The organism is Amycolatopsis sp. NPDC033938, assembly GCF_055575975.1.
On the sequence record NZ_JBVIRO010000026.1, the window covers coordinates 47,106 to 64,149 of the forward strand.

The 17,044-nt window shown below is 68.7% G+C and carries 16 protein-coding genes; 7 read left to right on the plus strand and 9 right to left on the minus strand.

Features of this window, described 5'->3' with window-relative positions; translation table 11 throughout:
- Positions 1-11 precede the first annotated feature (11 nt).
- Positions 12-416 (minus strand): nuclear transport factor 2 family protein, encoded by a 405-nt coding sequence (locus tag ACZ5ZX_RS38180; protein WP_465506863.1) that lies wholly within the window; start codon positions 414-416, stop codon positions 12-14.
- A 91-nt stretch (positions 417-507) separates the two neighbouring features.
- On the opposite strand from ACZ5ZX_RS38180, the gene ACZ5ZX_RS38185 reads away from it, so the two are divergent.
- Both ACZ5ZX_RS38185 and ACZ5ZX_RS38190 read left to right on the plus strand, forming a co-directional pair.
- Positions 508-996, plus strand: a complete 489-nt coding sequence (locus ACZ5ZX_RS38185) for a MarR family winged helix-turn-helix transcriptional regulator (protein ID WP_465506864.1) — start codon at positions 508-510, stop codon at positions 994-996.
- A gap of 44 nt (positions 997-1,040) precedes the next feature.
- Positions 1,041-2,030 carry a malate dehydrogenase gene (locus ACZ5ZX_RS38190; protein WP_465506865.1) on the plus strand — a complete coding sequence of 330 codons (990 nt, stop codon included), beginning with the start codon at positions 1,041-1,043 and terminating at the stop codon, positions 2,028-2,030.
- A 112-nt stretch (positions 2,031-2,142) separates the two neighbouring features.
- Here the strand turns inward: ACZ5ZX_RS38190 and ACZ5ZX_RS38195 are convergent, their stop codons facing one another.
- Positions 2,143-2,502, minus strand: coding sequence for a MerR family transcriptional regulator (locus ACZ5ZX_RS38195; RefSeq protein WP_465506866.1), 360 nt, complete (start codon positions 2,500-2,502; stop codon positions 2,143-2,145).
- A gap of 53 nt (positions 2,503-2,555) precedes the next feature.
- Here ACZ5ZX_RS38195 and ACZ5ZX_RS38200 point away from each other — a divergent pair, with 53 nt between their 5' ends.
- From ACZ5ZX_RS38200 to ACZ5ZX_RS38210, 3 genes are all read left to right on the plus strand, one after another.
- Positions 2,556-3,392 (plus strand): NAD(P)-dependent oxidoreductase, encoded by an 837-nt coding sequence (locus ACZ5ZX_RS38200; RefSeq protein ID WP_465506867.1) that lies wholly within the window; start codon positions 2,556-2,558, stop codon positions 3,390-3,392.
- 134 nt (positions 3,393-3,526) lie between these two features.
- Complete coding sequence (locus tag ACZ5ZX_RS38205) at positions 3,527-5,461, plus strand: DUF6493 family protein (protein WP_465506868.1); 1,935 nt, start codon at positions 3,527-3,529, stop codon at positions 5,459-5,461.
- 124 nt (positions 5,462-5,585) lie between these two features.
- On the plus strand, positions 5,586-5,975 hold the full coding sequence (locus ACZ5ZX_RS38210) for a hypothetical protein (protein WP_465506869.1): 390 nt from the start codon (positions 5,586-5,588) through the stop codon (positions 5,973-5,975).
- On the opposite strand, the gene ACZ5ZX_RS38215 is transcribed toward ACZ5ZX_RS38210, so the two are convergent.
- Positions 5,958-7,091, minus strand: a complete 1,134-nt coding sequence (locus ACZ5ZX_RS38215) for an SWIM zinc finger family protein (protein WP_465506870.1) — start codon at positions 7,089-7,091, stop codon at positions 5,958-5,960. The two genes, ACZ5ZX_RS38210 and ACZ5ZX_RS38215, sit on opposite strands and share 18 nt — an antisense overlap.
- Before the next feature lie 114 nt (positions 7,092-7,205).
- Positions 7,206-8,075: a TetR/AcrR family transcriptional regulator gene (locus ACZ5ZX_RS38220; RefSeq protein WP_465506871.1), complete on the minus strand. Its 870-nt coding sequence runs from the start codon at positions 8,073-8,075 to the stop codon at positions 7,206-7,208.
- Positions 8,076-8,164: 89 nt separating this feature from the next.
- On the opposite strand from ACZ5ZX_RS38220, the gene ACZ5ZX_RS38225 reads away from it, so the two are divergent.
- A complete protein-coding gene (locus ACZ5ZX_RS38225; protein WP_465506872.1) occupies positions 8,165-9,964 on the plus strand; it encodes a right-handed parallel beta-helix repeat-containing protein in 1,800 nt (599 codons plus the stop codon).
- A gap of 525 nt (positions 9,965-10,489) precedes the next feature.
- On the opposite strand, the gene ACZ5ZX_RS38230 is transcribed toward ACZ5ZX_RS38225, so the two are convergent.
- The 5 genes from ACZ5ZX_RS38230 to ACZ5ZX_RS38250 all read right to left on the minus strand — a co-directional run bounded on the left by ACZ5ZX_RS38230 (position 10,490) and on the right by ACZ5ZX_RS38250 (position 15,882).
- Complete coding sequence (locus tag ACZ5ZX_RS38230; RefSeq protein ID WP_465506873.1) at positions 10,490-10,783, minus strand: hypothetical protein; 294 nt, start codon at positions 10,781-10,783, stop codon at positions 10,490-10,492.
- A 304-nt stretch (positions 10,784-11,087) separates the two neighbouring features.
- Positions 11,088-13,130 (minus strand): M3 family metallopeptidase, encoded by a 2,043-nt coding sequence (locus ACZ5ZX_RS38235; RefSeq protein WP_465506874.1) that lies wholly within the window; start codon positions 13,128-13,130, stop codon positions 11,088-11,090.
- A gap of 103 nt (positions 13,131-13,233) precedes the next feature.
- Entirely contained in the window at positions 13,234-13,944 is a 711-nt protein-coding gene (locus tag ACZ5ZX_RS38240; RefSeq protein ID WP_465506875.1) for a histidine phosphatase family protein, read from the minus strand.
- Between the two features lie 52 nt (positions 13,945-13,996).
- Entirely contained in the window at positions 13,997-14,836 is an 840-nt protein-coding gene (locus tag ACZ5ZX_RS38245; protein WP_465506876.1) for an undecaprenyl-diphosphate phosphatase, read from the minus strand.
- The gene (locus ACZ5ZX_RS38250; RefSeq protein ID WP_465506877.1) at positions 14,836-15,882 is read right to left on the minus strand and encodes an LLM class F420-dependent oxidoreductase; all 1,047 of its coding nucleotides are present in this window, start codon (positions 15,880-15,882) and stop codon (positions 14,836-14,838) included. Before ACZ5ZX_RS38250 ends, ACZ5ZX_RS38245 begins: the two co-directional genes overlap by 1 nt.
- A gap of 137 nt (positions 15,883-16,019) precedes the next feature.
- On the opposite strand from ACZ5ZX_RS38250, the gene ACZ5ZX_RS38255 reads away from it, so the two are divergent.
- Positions 16,020-16,985: an aldo/keto reductase gene (locus ACZ5ZX_RS38255; RefSeq protein WP_465506878.1), complete on the plus strand. Its 966-nt coding sequence runs from the start codon at positions 16,020-16,022 to the stop codon at positions 16,983-16,985.
- Positions 16,986-17,044 lie beyond the last annotated feature (59 nt).

Genomic DNA, 17,044 nt, shown 5'->3' on the forward strand with positions numbered 1-17,044 from the left:
GTCTTCCCCGCTCATCTTCCCGAGGCGTCAGCGAAGGGCGGAGGCCCGCCGACCGGGCTCAGATGGATACCCGCGATGAGCCAGCGGTCGGCGTCGCGCACGAACACATGGGTGACCCGGAACCGGCCGTCGACGCGGTGCCCCTGATGCGTGCCTTCCTGGGCGTGCACGCCGACGGACACCGCGGCGGCGCCGTAGTCACGGATTTCGACCTCGGTCCAGTCCAGTTTCTCGGTGATCAGGTCTCCGTCGCGGTAGCGCCGCAGCCATTGCGGTTTACCGAGCACGAAACCCAGGGGGCCGACCAGGGTGAAGTCGGCCACGGTCATCGCGTCGAGTGCTTCGGTATCACCGCGCACCTCGGCGTCGGCCCAGAGGGCCCCGAGGTAGCGGATCTCGTTCTCCGTACTGCGCATGGGATTTCCTCCGACTCGTTCGATGCACTAAACGTTAGATATCGAACGTTTCGATGTCAAACCCTTCGATTGGTACGCTAAGCTGCGAGACGTGCAGAAACCGACCGCGGCACCCATCGGCGTCGTCCTCGCCAAGACCGCCAAAACCGTCGGACGAGCCTTCGACCAAGCCCTCACCACCGAGGGCGGCTCACAACCCGTCTGGCAGATCTTGATCACACTGAAAACCCGGCGCGTCGCCAACCAGCGCGAACTCGCGGCCGCGGTCGGCATCCAGGGCGCCACACTGACCCACCACCTCAACGCCATGGAGAACACCGGCCTGATCACCCGGCGGCGTGACCCGGACAACCGGCGGATCCATGTCGTCGAACTCACCGACGAGGGCGAAACCGTCTTCCACCGGCTCGCCAAGGCCGCCATCGCACACGACAAGCGACTCCGCGCCGGATTCAGCGCCGAAGAGATCACCACACTGGCCGGACTGCTGTCACGGCTCGCCGCGAACGTGACCGGTGGTGGCATCGATCAAGAAAACAGTGACTGGACGCACCCGAACGACGACTCGGGACAGGACTAGCATCGCGGTACCAAGTCGATGTCGCCTCAAGCTGGAGAACCGCAATGACCCAAGCCCCTGTCAACGTCACCGTCACCGGTGCGGCCGGCCAGATCGGCTACGCGCTGCTCTTCCGCATCGCGTCCGGTCAGCTGCTCGGCCAAGACACCCCGGTGAAGCTGCGGCTCCTGGAGATCCCGCAGGCGGTCAAGGCGGCTGAGGGCACCGCGATGGAACTCGAAGACGGCGCGTTCCCGCTGCTCGCGGGCATCGACATCTTCGACGACGCGAAGCAGGCCTTCTCGGGCGCGAACGTCGCCCTCCTCGTCGGCGCCCGCCCCCGTGCCAAGGGCATGGAGCGCGGCGACCTGCTCGAGGCCAACGGTGGCATCTTCAAGCCGCAGGGCGAGGCCATCAACGCCGGCGCTGCCGACGACATCAAGGTCCTCGTGGTCGGCAACCCCGCCAACACCAACGCCCTCATCGCGCAGGCGCACGCGCCCGACGTCCCGGCCGAGCGCTTCACCGCGATGACCCGCCTCGACCACAACCGCGCACTCGCCCAGCTGTCCAAGAAGCTCGGCGTACCGGTGACCGAGCTGAAGAAGGTCGCGATCTGGGGTAACCACTCCGCGACCCAGTACCCGTCGATCGCGCACGCCGAGGTGTCCGGCAAGCCCGCGACCGAGGTGCTGACCGACCAGCAGTGGCTGGCCGACGACTTCATCCCCACCGTCGCCAAGCGCGGCGCGGCGATCATCGAAGCCCGCGGCCTGTCCTCCGCCGCGTCGGCCGCCTCCGCGGCGATCGACCACGTCTACACCTGGGTCAACGGCACCCCCGAGGGTGACTGGACCTCGGCGGCGGTCGTATCCGACGGCTCCTACGGCGTCCCGGAAGGCCTGATCTCCTCGTTCCCGGTCACCGCCGCGAACGGCGAGTACAAGATCGTCCAGGGCCTGGAGATCGACGACTTCTCGCGTGCCCGCATCGACGCTTCGGTCAACGAACTGGCCGAAGAGCGCGACGCGGTCAAGAAGCTCGGCCTCATCTGAGCCTGAACCACCGACGAAAAGGCGGCCGTGTCCTCCGGGGCACGGCCGCCTTTCCCGTTTCCCGCGACAGCCGGACGCACCCGGAACCGGCGCCCTGGCCATCGTCGCCGCGTCAGCCCACCCGCCGGTCCGCACCGATGATCGTGTCGAGGTTCGCGCGCGTGGCCTCCAGCTCCCCGATCGCCTCGTCGATCCGCGCACGCTGCTGCCGCAAGGCATCGACCAGCTCAGGACAATCCGGCGTCAGCCAGCCGTCCTCGTCGACGATGCACGGCAAAATCTCCATGATCTGCGCGGTGTTCAGCCCCGCCCCGAGCAGGATCCTGATCCGCCGCACCGCCGCCACATCGGCGTCGCCGTACACGCGATAGCCACTCGGCCGCCGCTCCGGCGTCAGCAGGCCCTGCTCCTCGTAGTACCGCAACGCACGCTCGCTGACCCCCGTCCGCCGCGCGAGTTCCCCGATCCGCATCCGCACCCCCGGACTTGACTCTCACGTCAATGTCAAGGTTTAGCGTAGCCGCCATGACCACCGTGACCGTCCTCGGACTCGGCCCCATGGGACACGCCCTCGCCGCCGCGTTCGCCGCCGCCAACCACCCCACCACCGTGTGGAATCGCACCCCTGGCAAGGAAAACGGCCTCAACGCCACCACCGCCCCGACCGCCGCCGAAGCCATCGCGGCCAGCCCGCTCGTCGTCGTCTGCGTCCGCGACTACCGCGCGGCGCGGTCCATCCTCGACCCCGGCACACTCAAAGGCCGCACCCTCGTCAACGTCACCGGCGGCTCACCACGGCAGGCCCGCGAGATGGCCGACTGGGCGACGGACCACGGCATCGACTACCTCGACGGCGTCATCATGGCGACCACCGACGCGATCGGCGGCCCGGACGCGGCCTTCTTCTACAGCGGCCCCACCGACGTCTACCGGAAACACCGGGACACCCTCACCGCCCTCGGCGAGAACACACAGCACGTCGGCGACGATCCCGGCCGGGCCGCCGCGTTCGACGCGTCCCTGCAGGACATGCTCTGGACCTCCATGAGCGGCGTGATCCACATGCTCGCCCTCGCCAAAGCGGAGAACATCGACGCCACCGACATCGCCACACACGCGAAAGCGCTCCTCGGCTTTTTCCCGGACATGATCGACCTCCTCGCCGACCAGGTCTCCACCGACCACTACACCGGCGACTACGGCACACTCGCCTCCACCGCGGCGACGATGGACCACATCCTCGAAACCGTCCGGGCCCGCGACCTCGACAACGGCGTCCTCACCGCCGCCCGCGCCCACGTGCAGCGAGCGATCGACACCGGCCACGGATCCGACGGCTTCGGCAGACTCGCCACCCTCTGACCCCCCGCCCCTCGTGAGTAGTAATGGGGGGCCACCATCCCGCCCGAACACGCCACCCAGACCACCTGAACGACCCGGATCGCCGAGACACCTCCCATCCCGACCACAGGACAGCCTCACGACACAATGGGCCCGTGCACCTGAACGCGCTCCTCACCGGCCAGCCGTCGGAAGTCCTCACCCGGATCCTCGCGCTCCCCCATGCCGAGCGGAAAGCCCTGATCCCCGAGCTCCTGGCCGCGTTCAAGGACAGCAGCGAGTTCACCGAGATCGAACCCGACACCTACGGCGCCCGAAACCCGCTCAAAGGCCAGCAAGCCGCGACCGCGCTCTGGGCCACCCTCCCCGCCTCAGACCCCCTCCTCGGCAAACTCTGGATCGCCTCACCCACGATCCTCGAACGCGTCCTGCAGGACCGGCCCCTCGCCGAACGCAAGACGATGGCCCTCCGCCTCATCCGGCACCAAACCGCCTGGGAAGCCATCCGCCGCATGGTCCGCGAAGGCGACCTCGAACCCATCCGGACACCCGACTACTACGCGGGCTGGTTCCGCTGGGCCGGCCGCTTCCGCGGCAACCCCCTCGCCGAACGCCTCCGGACCGAACCCGAAGCCCTCACCGAACTCTGGGAACTGCTCACGGTCGAAGGCACCGGGGACACCAGCTTCGCGGCCTTCGACAAGTACGTCCGCGACGAGGACAAATGGTCCACCGCGCTACTCGAACTGACCAAGACCGGCGAGCTCGACCGCACCAGGCTCCTCGACCTCACCCTCGACGTCCTCGCCCGCGACTTCGCCGCCTTCCGCGCCCAGTGGTACGCCGCACTCCACGAAGCCCTCACCCCCACACCGGACGAGCGCACAGCGGCCCAAACCCGCTACGCCCGGCTTTGCGGAAGCAGCCTCCCCCGCACCGTCTCCTTCGCCGTCAAAGCACTGTCCCTAGTGGACAAACAAGGCACACTCGACGACGAAGTCGCACTCCAGCACCTCCCCGCGGCCGCGGCCGGACGCGGCGCCGCCACCGCCAAACTCGCCCTCAAACTCGCCGGCCGCATCGCCGACCGGCGCCCCGAACTGACCGACCTCGCCAACGAAGTCTTCGAAGCCGCACTCACCCACGAAGCGTCCGACGTCCGCACCCTCGCCACCACCCGGCTCGGCGTCGCCTCGGACACGACACCCACCATCGAACCCGCCGACTACCCCGAACCGGTACGCCCGCCATGGCACCAGCGTCGGATGCTGACCATCCCCCTCGACATCCCCGACACCCCGGCCGCGGTCGCGGAAGCCCTCTCCTCCCTCCTCGCCGACCCGGACCAGGCCGACCTCCTCCTCGCCGCCCTCGACGGCGCCCACCGGGTCGCCGGCGAACTCCAGGACGCCCTCAAACCCCTGGTGAAACGCGCCGCCAAGATCGCGGGCGAGAAATACGGCCCGGCCGTACCGAAACTGATCGCCACCCTCGTCCTCGGCCTCGCGGGCCGCGACGTCACCCGTCCGCCCCAGGTCGACGGCTGGCGCCGCCCCCTCCACCACCGGATCACCGCGCTGCTCGACGGCACCGCCGTACCCGTCTCCGCCGCCACCCACCAGGGCGGCTGGCTCGACCCCGTCGTCTTCGTCTCCCGCATGCTCGAACACCCCGACGCGGCCGAGGACGACGTCGTCGACGCCCTCCTCAGACTCGCCCCCGACACCCGGCCCGAAGCCCTCGCACTCGCCTCGGCACTCACCGGACCACACGCCGCCACCATCCGCTACGCCCTCGGCGGACCGGCCATCGAAGACACCGGCTGGACCGCCCTCGCCGCCGCCCGCGCCCGGCACCCCGAATCCGCCGACCCCGCCGCGGCACTGCGCGGCCAACCCGGACCGCCGATCACCTGGACGGCCAAAGTCGACCGCGGCGAATACAACGTCGACTTACTGGAGGTCGAACGAAACCCGCAACCAGTCGCACCGAAAACTCCCTGGCTGGGCATGCTCTTCGACGGCCCGCCCCCCCGAATGGCTCGGCTTCACCGATTGCCACGAAGCGGTCTTCTCGCCCTACGACCGTGACCACCTGGAAGCCGCCGTCGCCGGGGACCTGTTCTTCAACGACTTCGAAGTCGGCTACCCCGTCGAGAAAGCCGCGTTGCCCCCGTTCCTCGACAGCCCCTCGGTCCCAGGGTTCCCCGGCACGATGCTCATCGCCACCTCTCTCGCGCTGAAACGCCCCGCCGCCGTCCAGCTGGGCACAGACGCCGCACTGACCCTCTTCGACCGGCGCCTGCTCGGACCCCGTGCACTCGGCGAGGCATTGGGCGTACTCGGGCATCACCTCGTCCCGACGAGACTCGCTCCCCGGCTTTCGATCATCGCGAACGACCATCCGAGCGCGATCCTGTCCACACTGGACACACTGCTGCCGAAGCTGAAACCCGCCCACCGCGGCATCTTCGCGCTGCTGGAACTCGCCGCGGACCTCGTGGACCGCGGCGCGGGCACGATCAGCGCCGAAACGAAGGACTGGCTGGCGGGATTCAAAGGCAGTTCGAAAGCCGCGAAGGCCGCCTCACGCCTCAGCCGCTGAAATCCGGGCCGCCAAGACATGCGAACACGGCCCACGAGTCTCCTGATGCTTGGCCCACCACGCACACGTGCACCCGGCAGGCATCAGCCGGACGCGCTGCACCGAGCCGCCGCGCGTGATCTCGTAGCCACCGTCGGGCAGCATCCGGACGGCTCCGGCGGCGACGAGTTCGCGCGCCTTCGCCAGCCGCCCGTTCGCCGGAGCGCTCCCGCTCGGAAGCTCACGCGGAAACCACCTGCCGTCGACGACGTCATGGCCGGCGCGACCCGCCACCAGCTCCGGCGCTTCGAGTCCCCCGGCCAGCGCGTTCAGCCAGCCGCCCTCGCCCGAGAAGCCACGGGACGGCTCCGGCGACAGCGTCACGGCGAGTCGCGCTCGATCCAGCTGGAGCACCCAGGTCGCGACCTCGCTGTCCGGTCGCGTGTGGACGGTCAAGCCCTGGACGAACCGGATGAGCGGCTCGACCACCCGCAACCGATGGAGCCCGCCGGCCGGGATCGAGTCCCCGCCCGACCGTGACGTCAACCGAAGACCTCGGCCGGACGCGACCGCCCACGACCTGCCGACGGCGACCGGAAGCCGCCGCAGGAAGTTCCGTGCCTCCAGCTTGTCCAGCTCGGCTTTCTTCACCGCGCCGGCCGTGACGGCGGCGACCTCGGCGAAGCCCGCGACCCAGCGATCCGGCAGCGGCACCACGGACTCGTCGTTCTGCCCGTCCAGCGTGCGGAGCCGGATCCCCTCTCCGCGAACGGTCAGGTGCAACGGATCCTGCGCCACGACCCCGGCCAGGACGGTCCGCGTCGCCTCGGACAGATCGACGTTGGTACAGCCTTCGCCGAGACCGCCCACCTCCGGCAGATCGAGTCTGGCGTACACACCGCAGCACGGCGAAAAGGCTTCCGCGCGCAGTGTCGTCCGGTCCGCGCTGAACACCGGATCCGATTCGGCGATGAGGCGGTTCACCATGGACGGCGGCATCCAGAACCGCGTGCGGGCGACCTTCCCCAGCACCAGCAGCGCCTGGGCAGCCTGCGCTCCCGGTTCGACGAAACCCTCGAAGAGCACTGGCGTCTGAAGGCTCTCGTCGACCTGCTCCAGCAAGACCTCGGTGATCACCAGGCCACCTTAGCCAGGACCCCCGACAGTCTTTGCGGGCTTTTCTCAGTGCTTGAAGTTGATCTTCTACTTCGCCAGACTGAATAGGTCGTTATACACTTGATAAGACCGAACTCAGTCCGTGTGAGCCTGACGTCGGCGGTAGGCGCGCTGCTGGCAGGCCCTCGAGCAGTAGGCCCGTGGCCTGCCCCGCCCTCCCCCGTCGAGTGGCTTGCCGCACGCGGCGCACTCCCCTCCCCTATTTTCGTCACGAATAACCTCACTCCCCTGACTGTCGACGAGCGCCTGGACGCCGTCGAGGGTGTGCTGCAGCCCGAATTCGAAGGGATCGAGCGGGGTGTCCATCCCACCCTCCTTCCATAACCTCTCCAGGGCCGGATAGGCGTCCAGCCGCTCGAAGAGGGACTCTCGTTCACTCCACCAGCGCTCGTGGGACACGCCCGTGCGCCGCTGAAGTTCCGCGGTCTCCCCCGCCTGACGCGCGACGGACTCGACGAACCCGCCCACCAGGTTCACCACGGCGATCACCTGCGCCGGCGCGAGGCCGCTCCGCGAGGCCACGTCCAGGGCGTGGTCGTACCCGGTCATGATGTTGGGGCCCGGCAGACGGCGGGTTCCGGCACTGTGGACCAGCCATGGGTGGCGGCGGTACCTCTCCCATGCCAACCGGGCCCATCGTTCGAGACCCTCTCGCCAGCCGAGTCCGTCCGCGGGCTGCACCGGGAACTCGCCGTACACGGCGTCACGCATGAGTTCCACCAGTTCCGCCTTGCCGGGAACGTACCGGTACAGCGACATGGTGGTGGTACCGAACCGTTCCGCGACCTTGCGCATCGACAGCGCCGCGAGTCCTTCGGCGTCCGCGACTTCGACGGCCGCCGCGACGATCCGCCCGAGGCTCAACCCGGGCCGCTCCGGCTCGGGCGCACCCCAGAGCAGCTCGATCGCACGCTCAGGATCGGGCTGCGCGTCCTCTTCCGTCACCGGCTACTCCCTTGACGCTGATCGCTCATACGTGTTTAGGTAATAAACTTCAGTATATCCCATAAATCTCGTGGCAGGAGCGCTTCAGCATGCCTGAAATCAGGTTCTTCGTCTCCCCTGACGGCAAGGACGACCGGCCCGGCACCGCCGACCAGCCCTTCGCCACCCCGAAGGCGGCACGCGAAGCCGTCCGCGCCGCCACCGCCGGAATGACCGGCGACATCATCGTCACCTTCACGGCAGGCGTCCACCACCTCGAAGAACCCCTCGTTTTCGAAGACGAGGCAGGCGATTCCGGTATGCACGGTTTCCGCGTGATCTACCAGGCACAAGGCTACGGAACACCGGCGCAGGCGAAGGTCGAACTGAGCGGCGGCCGCGAGATCACCGGCTGGACGGAAGGCGACGACGGCATCTGGACGGCCCCGATCGGCGACCTGGCGCCTCGACGGCTCACTGTCGACGGCCATCCCGCGGCACGGGCGGCTCGAACAAGTGGCCTACCGGGAACCGTGACGAAAATGGTGACCGGTTACGTCACGGACAGCGTGGAGCCTCAGTCGTGGCCGGACCCGTCCGGGCTGGAGTTCGTCTACCCCGGCGTCTATCCATGGTCGGAAGCCCGGCTCGCGGTCGCGTCGATCTCCGGCGACGCCTCTTCGACCACCATCACGATGGCTCAGCCCGCCTTCGACAACGCCAAGTCCCTCTACGACGCCCAATGGCACGGCGCCGGCGGAGACGGCACCTGGGACGGTCTCGCCGCCCCTTCCGTACTCGAGAACAACGTGGCCTTCCTGACCGAACCGGGCACCTTCGCCGTCAGCCGCACCGATTCCGGCGGCCACGTCCTGCACTACTGTCCGCGCCCCGGCGAGAAGATCGGCGAGACCGGCGTCGTCGCCCCGGTGCTCGAAACACTCATCAGCGCACGAGGCGTGCACGACCTCGTGGTGCGCGGCTTCACCCTCACCGACGCGGCCTGGTCCGGCCCCACCCGCACCGGCGGCTACCTCCACTATCACGGCAACGCCCGCCACGAGCGGGGCGGTTTCCAGAAGATCGACCTTGGCGCGGACGTGGGCTACGTCCACGTGCCGTCTGAGCCGGTCCAGCTGCCCGCCAACGTCAGCCTCACGTCGGTCAGCCGGATCACCATGGAGGGCAACCATTTCACCAGACTCGGCGCGGGAGCGGTCCTGATCGAGGACGGCACCGACGTCGCGATCCGGGCGAACACCTTCGACGAGATCTCCGGCAGCGGGATCGCGGTCCACACGAGCATCCGGGTCTCCGTCGAGGACAACCTCGTCCACCACATCGGCGCCGAATACCGCGGCTCGCCCGCCGTCCTCGTCGTCGAGTCCGCGGACACGACCGTGGTGCACAACGAGATCCACGATGTCCCGCACAACGGCATCGTGATCACCGGCGGCGAGCGGGCCAAGGGCACCCAGGTGATCTCGAACCTCGTCGAACGCAGCATGGGGAAGCTGATGGACGGCGGCGGGATCTACCTCTCGGCACCACAGGGCTCGTCGTTCGCCGGCGGGGCGATGGTCCGCGGCAACGTGATCCGCGACGTCCTCACCTCGTACAACTTCGGCCTGTACGCCGACTACGGCGCGGCGTGGATCACCGTTCTCGGCAACATCGTCCACCGGGCCGACACCCCGATCGTGCTCCAGGTGGGCCCGCCGATGGAGAACGTCGTCTTCGCGGGCAACTTCTGGGACGTCCTGCCCGACGGTCACGACACCCCGCCCGAGACGGTGATCGTGGCCGGGAACACCGTGCTGCCCAAGGAGAACTTCGACGACGCCGCCCAGGCCGATCCGGCGGCCGCCGACATCCTCGCGAGGGCGGGACGCCGAGGTCTGGACCGATGATCACCGCTCCTGCCGGGCGCGAGTCCGGCAGAAGCCGCCACCCCCGGTCGTGAAGGCCTCCTTCCCTACCTTCAGAGTAGGGAAGGAGGCCTTCACGGCAGTCAGCCGATCACGCCACTTTCCTTTTCCTGGACGCGATTTTGGCATGAGCCACGCCGTATAGGTCGTTATACACTTTGATTGAGTCGCCGGACGCCCTCGGTGAGTTCGGCGATGGCGGCGGCGGCGAAGCCGAGTCTGAGGAACGGCCCGGACGGCTCGGTGGCGAAGAACCGCTCCCCTGCCCCGACCACGACTCCCCCGCTCTCGCGCCGCGCGGGCGAGGGCGTTCGAGTCGCTCCCCGCCGGTAGCCGTACCCAGAGATGCAGTCCGCCTTCGGGCAGCCGCGTGACAGTCCACTCAGGACACTCCCCCGCCAGCGCCGCGGCCGCTCTCCTGCTGCGGGCGCGAGACGAAGAAGTCGTCGACCCGCCGGATCAGGGCGCCGATCCACAGGCTCGGCGCGGCCGCTTTGGTCACCGAGGTCAGGTGGACGGTGCCGTCACGGTCGTCGGCGATCGCGGTGCTGTGGCCCCGCGCGAGAGATACCGGGCGATGTCGTCCTCCAGTACGAACGCGCCCGCCGCGCGCGCCACGTCGAGGACCTGGGCGCGACGCTCGGCCGCCAGCACCGTCCCGGTCGGGTGGTGAAAGGTGGGCTGGCAGTACAAGAGCCGGGCCCCTGTCATCGCGAAGGCTTCGGCCAGCAGGTCGGGGCGGACGCCGTCTTCGTCCTGGTGCAGCCGTCGATGAAGGAATTGGGACGTTGAGCGTCCCAATTCCTTCATCGACGCGGGTCACACCCGGTTGCATCAGCAACTCTGCGACTTTGCCGAGACCCTGACCTTGAAGATAGGCAGGAGGCCTTCACGGACTACGCGATCGCTATCCGCAGCCTCAGAAACACCACCAGCCCCAGCAGTCGCGGTGGCCGCGCGTGAAGGACCCCTTCCCTCGGCTGAGCCGAGGGAAGGGGTCCTTCACGTACCGCAGAGGCGAGCAATCGTGATGGCATGGTGGGACGCGCCTCGTGAGTGGCAATGATGGTTGGAACCGTCACCACTCACGACCCCACGCCCGGGGTCAGGCCCCGGCGAGGCCGCGGCGCTTCAGCAGCGGCTCGATCTCCGGGTCACGGCCACGGAACGCGCGGAACGCGGCCATCGGGTCGACGCTCCCGCCCCGCCCGAGCAGTTCACGGCGGAAGTGGTCGCCGTTCTCCCTGGTGAGCCCGCCGTTCTCACGGAACCACTGGACGGTGTCCGCGTCGAGGACCTCGCTCCAGATGTAGGAGTAGTACCCGGCGCTGTAGCCACCGCTGAAGACATGCGCGAAGTAGGTGGTGCGGTAGCGGGGCGGCACGGCCTCCAGCGCGACACCGGCCTTCGTCAGCGCCTCGGCCTCGAACCGCTGGACGTCGTCGATGGTGTCCTCGGTGCCGAGCGCGTGCCACGCCTGGTCCAAAAGGGACGCGGCGAGGTACTCGGTAGTGGAGAACCCTTCGCCGTACTGCTGCGACGCCAGGAGCTTGTCGATCTGCTCTTGCGGCAGCGGTTCACCGGTCACGTGGTGCTTGGCGTAGTTGGCCAGTACCTCCGGCCACAGCATCCACATCTCGTTGACCTGCGAGGGGTACTCGACGAAGTCGCGCGGGACGTTGGTGCCGGAGAACATCGGGTACTCGACGTCGGAAAGCAGCGAGTGCAGGGCGTGCCCGAACTCGTGGAAGGAGGTGACGACCTCGTCGAAGGTCAGCAGGGTCGGCTCCCCCGCCGGCGGCTTGGCGACGTTGAGGACGTTCACCACGACCGTCTTGGTGCCCAGCAGCTTCGTCTGGTCGACGAAGTTGTTCATCCAGGCACCGCCGCGCTTCGAGTCGCGGGCGTAGTAGTCCATCAGGAACAGGCCGAGTTCGGCTCCGTCGGCGTCGAAGACCTCGAAGATCCGGACCTCGGGGTGGTATTTCGGCAGGTCTTCGCGCTCGGTGAAGCTCAGGCCGTACAGCTTGGACGCGGCGAAGAAGACGCCGTCGGTCAGCACGCGGTTGAGTTCGAAGTACGGGCGCAGCGCGGCGGTGTCGACCTCGAACCGGTCCTTGCGGACGCGTTCGGCGTAGAAGGCCCAGTCCCACGGCCGCAGGATCGCGCCGGGGATGTCGGCTTCGAGATAGCGCTGGAGTTCTTCGGCCTCCGCCTTGGCGTTGGCGACCGCGACCGGCGCGAGGCGTTCCAGCAGGCCGACGGCGGCCTCCGCGGTCTTCGCCGTCTCGTCCTCGATGACGTACGAAGCGTGGTCGGGGAAGCCGAGCACGGCGGCCCGCTCGGCACGCAGCCGGACGAGTTCGGCCACGATCCGGTTGTTGTCGAACTCGTTGCCCCGGTTGCCGCGGGACACCGACGCGGTGAAGATCCGCTCACGCAGCGCGCGGTCCTCCAGCGACGCCAGCGCCGCCTGCGCGGTCGGCAGGGTCAGCTTGAGGACGTACTTGCCCTCTTCACCGGCGGTCTCCGCGGCGGTGGCGATGGCGTCCTCGGTGAGCCCGGCGAGTTCCTTGACGTCGTCGACGACCACGGCGAGTTCGTTGGTGTCCTTCAGCAGGTTCTGCTGGAACCGGGTCGACAGCGTCGAGATCTGCTCGTTCAGCTCGCGCAGCCGCTTCTGGTCGGCCTCGGGAAGCCCGGCCCCGGCGCGGCGGACGTCGGTGTGGTGCCGCTCCAGCAGCCGCAGCGACTCGGCGTCGAGACCGAGTTCCTCCCGGCGCTCGAACAGGGTGTTGATCCGGGCGAACAGAGCGGGGTTCAGGTTGATGGCGTCGGCGTGCGCCGCCAGCCGCGGCGCCATCTCGGCCTGCACCCGCTGGATCTCGTCGTTCGCGTTGGACCCGGCGAGGTTGAAGAACACGCTGGAGACGCGGGACAACAGCCTGCCGGACTTCTCCAGCGCGACGATGGTGTTCTCGAAGGTCGGCGGCTCGGGCGAACCGGCGATTTCATCGATCTCCGCGGCGTGCTCGGCCAGTCCGGCTTCGAAGGCGGGCAGGAAGTGCTCGTCGGCGATCCGGTCGAACGGAGGAAGGGCGTAGGGCAGCTCACTCGGCGCGGCGAACGGGTTGTCCTGCGAGATCATCGGTGTTGCTCCCGGGTCGTCGAATCTGCTGGTCTGGCCACCTTACGGGCAGCGAGGGGCCGGTGGATGCCGTCCGTGGCGGTGACGCCGACGTCGGCGATGGTCACGCTCCGGTGGTACCGCCCACCACCGCGTCGGAACTCTGCTTTCCCTTGCCGCGCTTGACTTTGGCTTTGGGTGCCGGTGGGGCGATCCCGGCCAGGTCACCGCCGTTGTCGTTCACGCGCAACACGAACGGACGAGTTTCGGTGTAGCGGACGACCGAAACCGAGGCCGGGTCGACCACGATCCGCTGGAACGAATCGAGATGCTGGCCGAGCGCGTCGGCGAGGATCGCCTTGATCACATCGCCATGGCTGCATAGGAGCCACACCGCGTTCTCGCCGTGCTTCGCGGTGATCCGGGCGTCGTGCGCGCGGACTGCCGCGACCGCGCGGGCCTGCATCTCGGCCAGTCCTTCGCCGCCGGGGAAGACCGCGGCCGAGGGATGCGCCTGCACGACCTTCCACAGGGGTTCTTTGAACAGATCCTTGAGCGCGCGACCGGTCCATTCGCCGTAGTCCACTTCGGACAAACCGGGCTCTTTGACCTTGTCCAGACCGCGCGCCTCGACCAGTTTCGCGACCGTCTGGCGGCAGCGGAGCATCGGCGAGACCACCAGTTCGGCCAGCGGTACCGGCGCCAGCCGGTCGACCAGCGCGGCCGCCTGCGCCCGGCCGGTGTCGTCCAGGCCGACCTTGGGCGTGCGCCCGGCGAGGACGCCCGAACCGTTCGCCGTGGACTTGCCGTGGCGCAGAAGGATCACAGTACTCACGTCGCCCACCCTACGTGTCGTGCTTTGCCCGCCCTCGCGAAACGCGAGGGAGCTACAGGTGCGGGCCCTCCTGCGGGTCCAGGACGCCGGTGAAGATCAGCACGAACAGCAGGACACCGAGCACGAGCCGGTAGATCACGAACGGCACGAAGCTCTTGGTCTTGATGTAGGACATCAGCCACGCGATGACGGCGTAGCCGACGCCGAACGCGACCAGCGTCGCCAGGATCGTCGGGCCCCATTGCGCCGGGGCGCCGTCCTTGCCGATGTCCGTCAGCTTGTACAGCCCCGAGCCGAACACCGCAGGCAGCGCCAGCAGGAACGAGTACTCCGCGGCCTCCGCGCGGGTGTACCCGAGCAGCAGCCCGGCGCTGGTGGTGCCACCGGAGCGGGAGACACCCGGGATCAGCGCCAGTGCCTGCGCGAAACCGAAGCCGAGACCGTGCGGAACGGTCAGGTGGTCGAGCGTCCGCTCCTGCTTCCCGATGCGGTCGGCCACCAGGAGGATCAGGCCGAACACGATCAGCGTGGTCGCGGTGATCCGCAGGTCACGGAAGGTCTCGTCGATCGCGTCCTGCAGCAGCAGGCCCAGTACGACGATCGGCAGCGAGCCGACGATGATCAGCCAGCCCAGCCTCGCGTCGGGGTCCTGCCGCCAGTCCTTCTTGTAGATCGAGAAGAACCAGGCTCGGAGGATCTTCCCGATCTTGGCCGAGAAGTACAGGATGACCGCGAGTTCGGTGCCGATCTGGGTCACCGCGGTGAACGCCGCGCCCGGATCGTTCCAGCCCGCGAGCGCCGCGGTGATCCGCAGGTGCGCGCTGGAAGAGATCGGCAGGAACTCCGTCAGGCCCTGGACGAGACCGAGGACCAGTGCTTCGAACCATCCCATCAGGCGACACCGGCCAGTTCGATCGCCTCGGCCGCGGTCTCGAGAGCGCGTGCGGAGCTCTCGGGATCCGGCATGGACGGCGCGACGGTCAGCGTCGTGGCCCCCGCCTCGGCGAAGGCACGCATCCGTTCCGCGATGCGCTCCTTCGGTCCCAGAAGCGACGTCGCGTCGATGAACTCGAGCGGGACGGCGGCCATGGCGCCCGCGTAGTCCTTGCCGAGGTACTTCTGCTGGACGTCGGCGGCTTCGCGTTCGAAGCCCATCCGGCAGGCGAGCTGGTTGTAGAAGTTCTTCTCCCGGCTGCCCATCCCGCCGATGTACAGCGCCGCGTACCCGCGGACGGCGTCGGCGCAGGCCTTCCAGTCGTCACCGACCACGAGCGGGACGGTGGGGACGACGTCGAAGCCGTCGAGGGAACGCCCGGTCTTGTCCGCGCCCGCCTGGATCTGCTTGAGCTGCTCGCCGGCGTGCTCGGGCGAGAAGAACACCGGCAGCCAGCCGTTCGCGATCTCCCCGGTCAGTTCGAGGTTCTTCGGGCCGATGGCGGCCAGGTACAGAGGGATCTCTTCGCGCACCGGATGCACGGTCAGCGTCAGCGCCTTGCCGGGCCCACCGGGGAGCGGCAGCTGGAAGTGGTCGCCGTCGTATTTGACCCGCTCCCGGGCCAGTGCCTTGCGGACGATCTCGACGTATTCACGCGTACGGCCGAGCGGCGACGCGAACTTCACGCCGTGCCAGCCCTCGGAGACCTGGGGGCCGGAAACGCCGAGGCCGAGGCGGAACCGGCCGCCCGACAGCGTGTCCAGGGTCGCGGCGGTCATCGCGGTCATCGCCGGCGTCCGGGCGGGGATCTGCAGCACCGCGCTGCCCACGTCGATCCGTGAGGTCTGCGCCGCCACCCACGCCAGCACCGTCGGCGCGTCCGAACCGTAGGCCTCCGCGGCCCACACGACCGCGTAGTCCAGTTCGTCCGCCTTCTTCGCCAATGCCAGGTTGGCCGCGTCGTTGCCCGCGCCCCAATAGCCCAAATTCAGTCCGAGTCGCACGGCGTGAATGTATCCAGCTGGGTGTCACTCCTCCGTTCAGGGTGTTGACACCGCGGTGACCCGGCCGGTGGTACTCGAACACGACACGCTCACCTGCTCCGTGTCCCGCACTTGCCTTCCGGCTAGGCTCGCCCGTCGTGGAAAAGCGACAGCTCGGCCGGTCGGGACTGCGGGTCTCGCGGATGGCCCTCGGGACCATGACGTGGGGTGGCGACACCGACTCCGAGGAGGCGGCCAGCCAGCTGGTCGCGTTCGTCGACGCCGGGGGCACCCTGGTCGACACCGCCGACATCTACACCGAGGGCGAGAGCGAACGCGTCCTCGGCGCGCTGCTCGGCGACCTCGTGCCACGGGACGACATCGTGCTGGCCACCAAGGCCGTCGCCCGCCGCACCGACGGCCCGTTCGGCGGCGGCGCGTCGCGCGGTGCGCTGCTGAGCGCGCTCGAAGGCTCGCTGCGCCGCCTCGGCACCGACCACATCGATCTCTGGCAGCTGCACGCCTGGGACACCACCGTGCCGGTCGACGAGACCCTCGCCGCCCTCGAGTACGCCGTTTCCAGCGGCAAGGTCCGCTACGTCGGCGTCTCCAACTACTGCGGCTGGCAGCTGGCGACCGCCGCGGCCCGCAGTTCCGCCGTCGCCCCGCTGGTCTCGACGCAAGTCGAGTACTCGCTGCTGGAGCGCGGGATCGATCGCGAGGTGGTCCCGGCGGCCGAACACCACGGCATCGGCATCCTGCCTTGGGCGCCGCTCGGCCGCGGCGTGCTCACCGGCAAGTACCGCACCGGCACACCCGCCGATTCGCGTGGCGCTTCGAGTGTCTACGCCGGCTATGTCGAACATCACCGGACCGATCGCGCGGCCAGGATCGTGCAGGCGGTCGCGACCGCCGCCGACGGCCTCGGCACCTCACCGCTGGCCGTCGCGCTGGCCTGGGTCCGTGACCGGCCGGGAGTGGTCGCGCCCGTGGTCGGGGCCCGTGACACCGGTCAGCTGACCGGGTCGCTCACGGCCGAGGAGATCACGCTCCCGCCCGCCATCCGGTCCGCGCTCGACGACGTCAGCGCGATCGAGGTCGGATACCCGGAACGCGGCCTGTGAGCCGTCTCAGTGAGTGGTTTAGGTGACTGTTGAGTGACGCAGACGTGACGCGGCGGGTT

Coding starts and splice junctions, on each gene's coding strand:
- ACZ5ZX_RS38180 (WP_465506863.1), bottom strand. CDS start 416: ATGCGCAGTACGGAGAACGAGATCCGCTACCTCGGGGCCCTCTGGGCC.
- ACZ5ZX_RS38190 (WP_465506865.1), top strand. CDS start 1,041: ATGACCCAAGCCCCTGTCAACGTCACCGTCACCGGTGCGGCCGGCCAG.
- ACZ5ZX_RS38195 (WP_465506866.1), bottom strand. CDS start 2,502: ATGCGGATCGGGGAACTCGCGCGGCGGACGGGGGTCAGCGAGCGTGCG.
- ACZ5ZX_RS38200 (WP_465506867.1), top strand. CDS start 2,556: ATGACCACCGTGACCGTCCTCGGACTCGGCCCCATGGGACACGCCCTC.
- ACZ5ZX_RS38210 (WP_465506869.1), top strand. CDS start 5,586: ATGCTCATCGCCACCTCTCTCGCGCTGAAACGCCCCGCCGCCGTCCAG.
- ACZ5ZX_RS38225 (WP_465506872.1), top strand. CDS start 8,165: ATGCCTGAAATCAGGTTCTTCGTCTCCCCTGACGGCAAGGACGACCGG.
- ACZ5ZX_RS38235 (WP_465506874.1), bottom strand. CDS start 13,130: ATGATCTCGCAGGACAACCCGTTCGCCGCGCCGAGTGAGCTGCCCTAC.
- ACZ5ZX_RS38245 (WP_465506876.1), bottom strand. CDS start 14,836: ATGGGATGGTTCGAAGCACTGGTCCTCGGTCTCGTCCAGGGCCTGACG.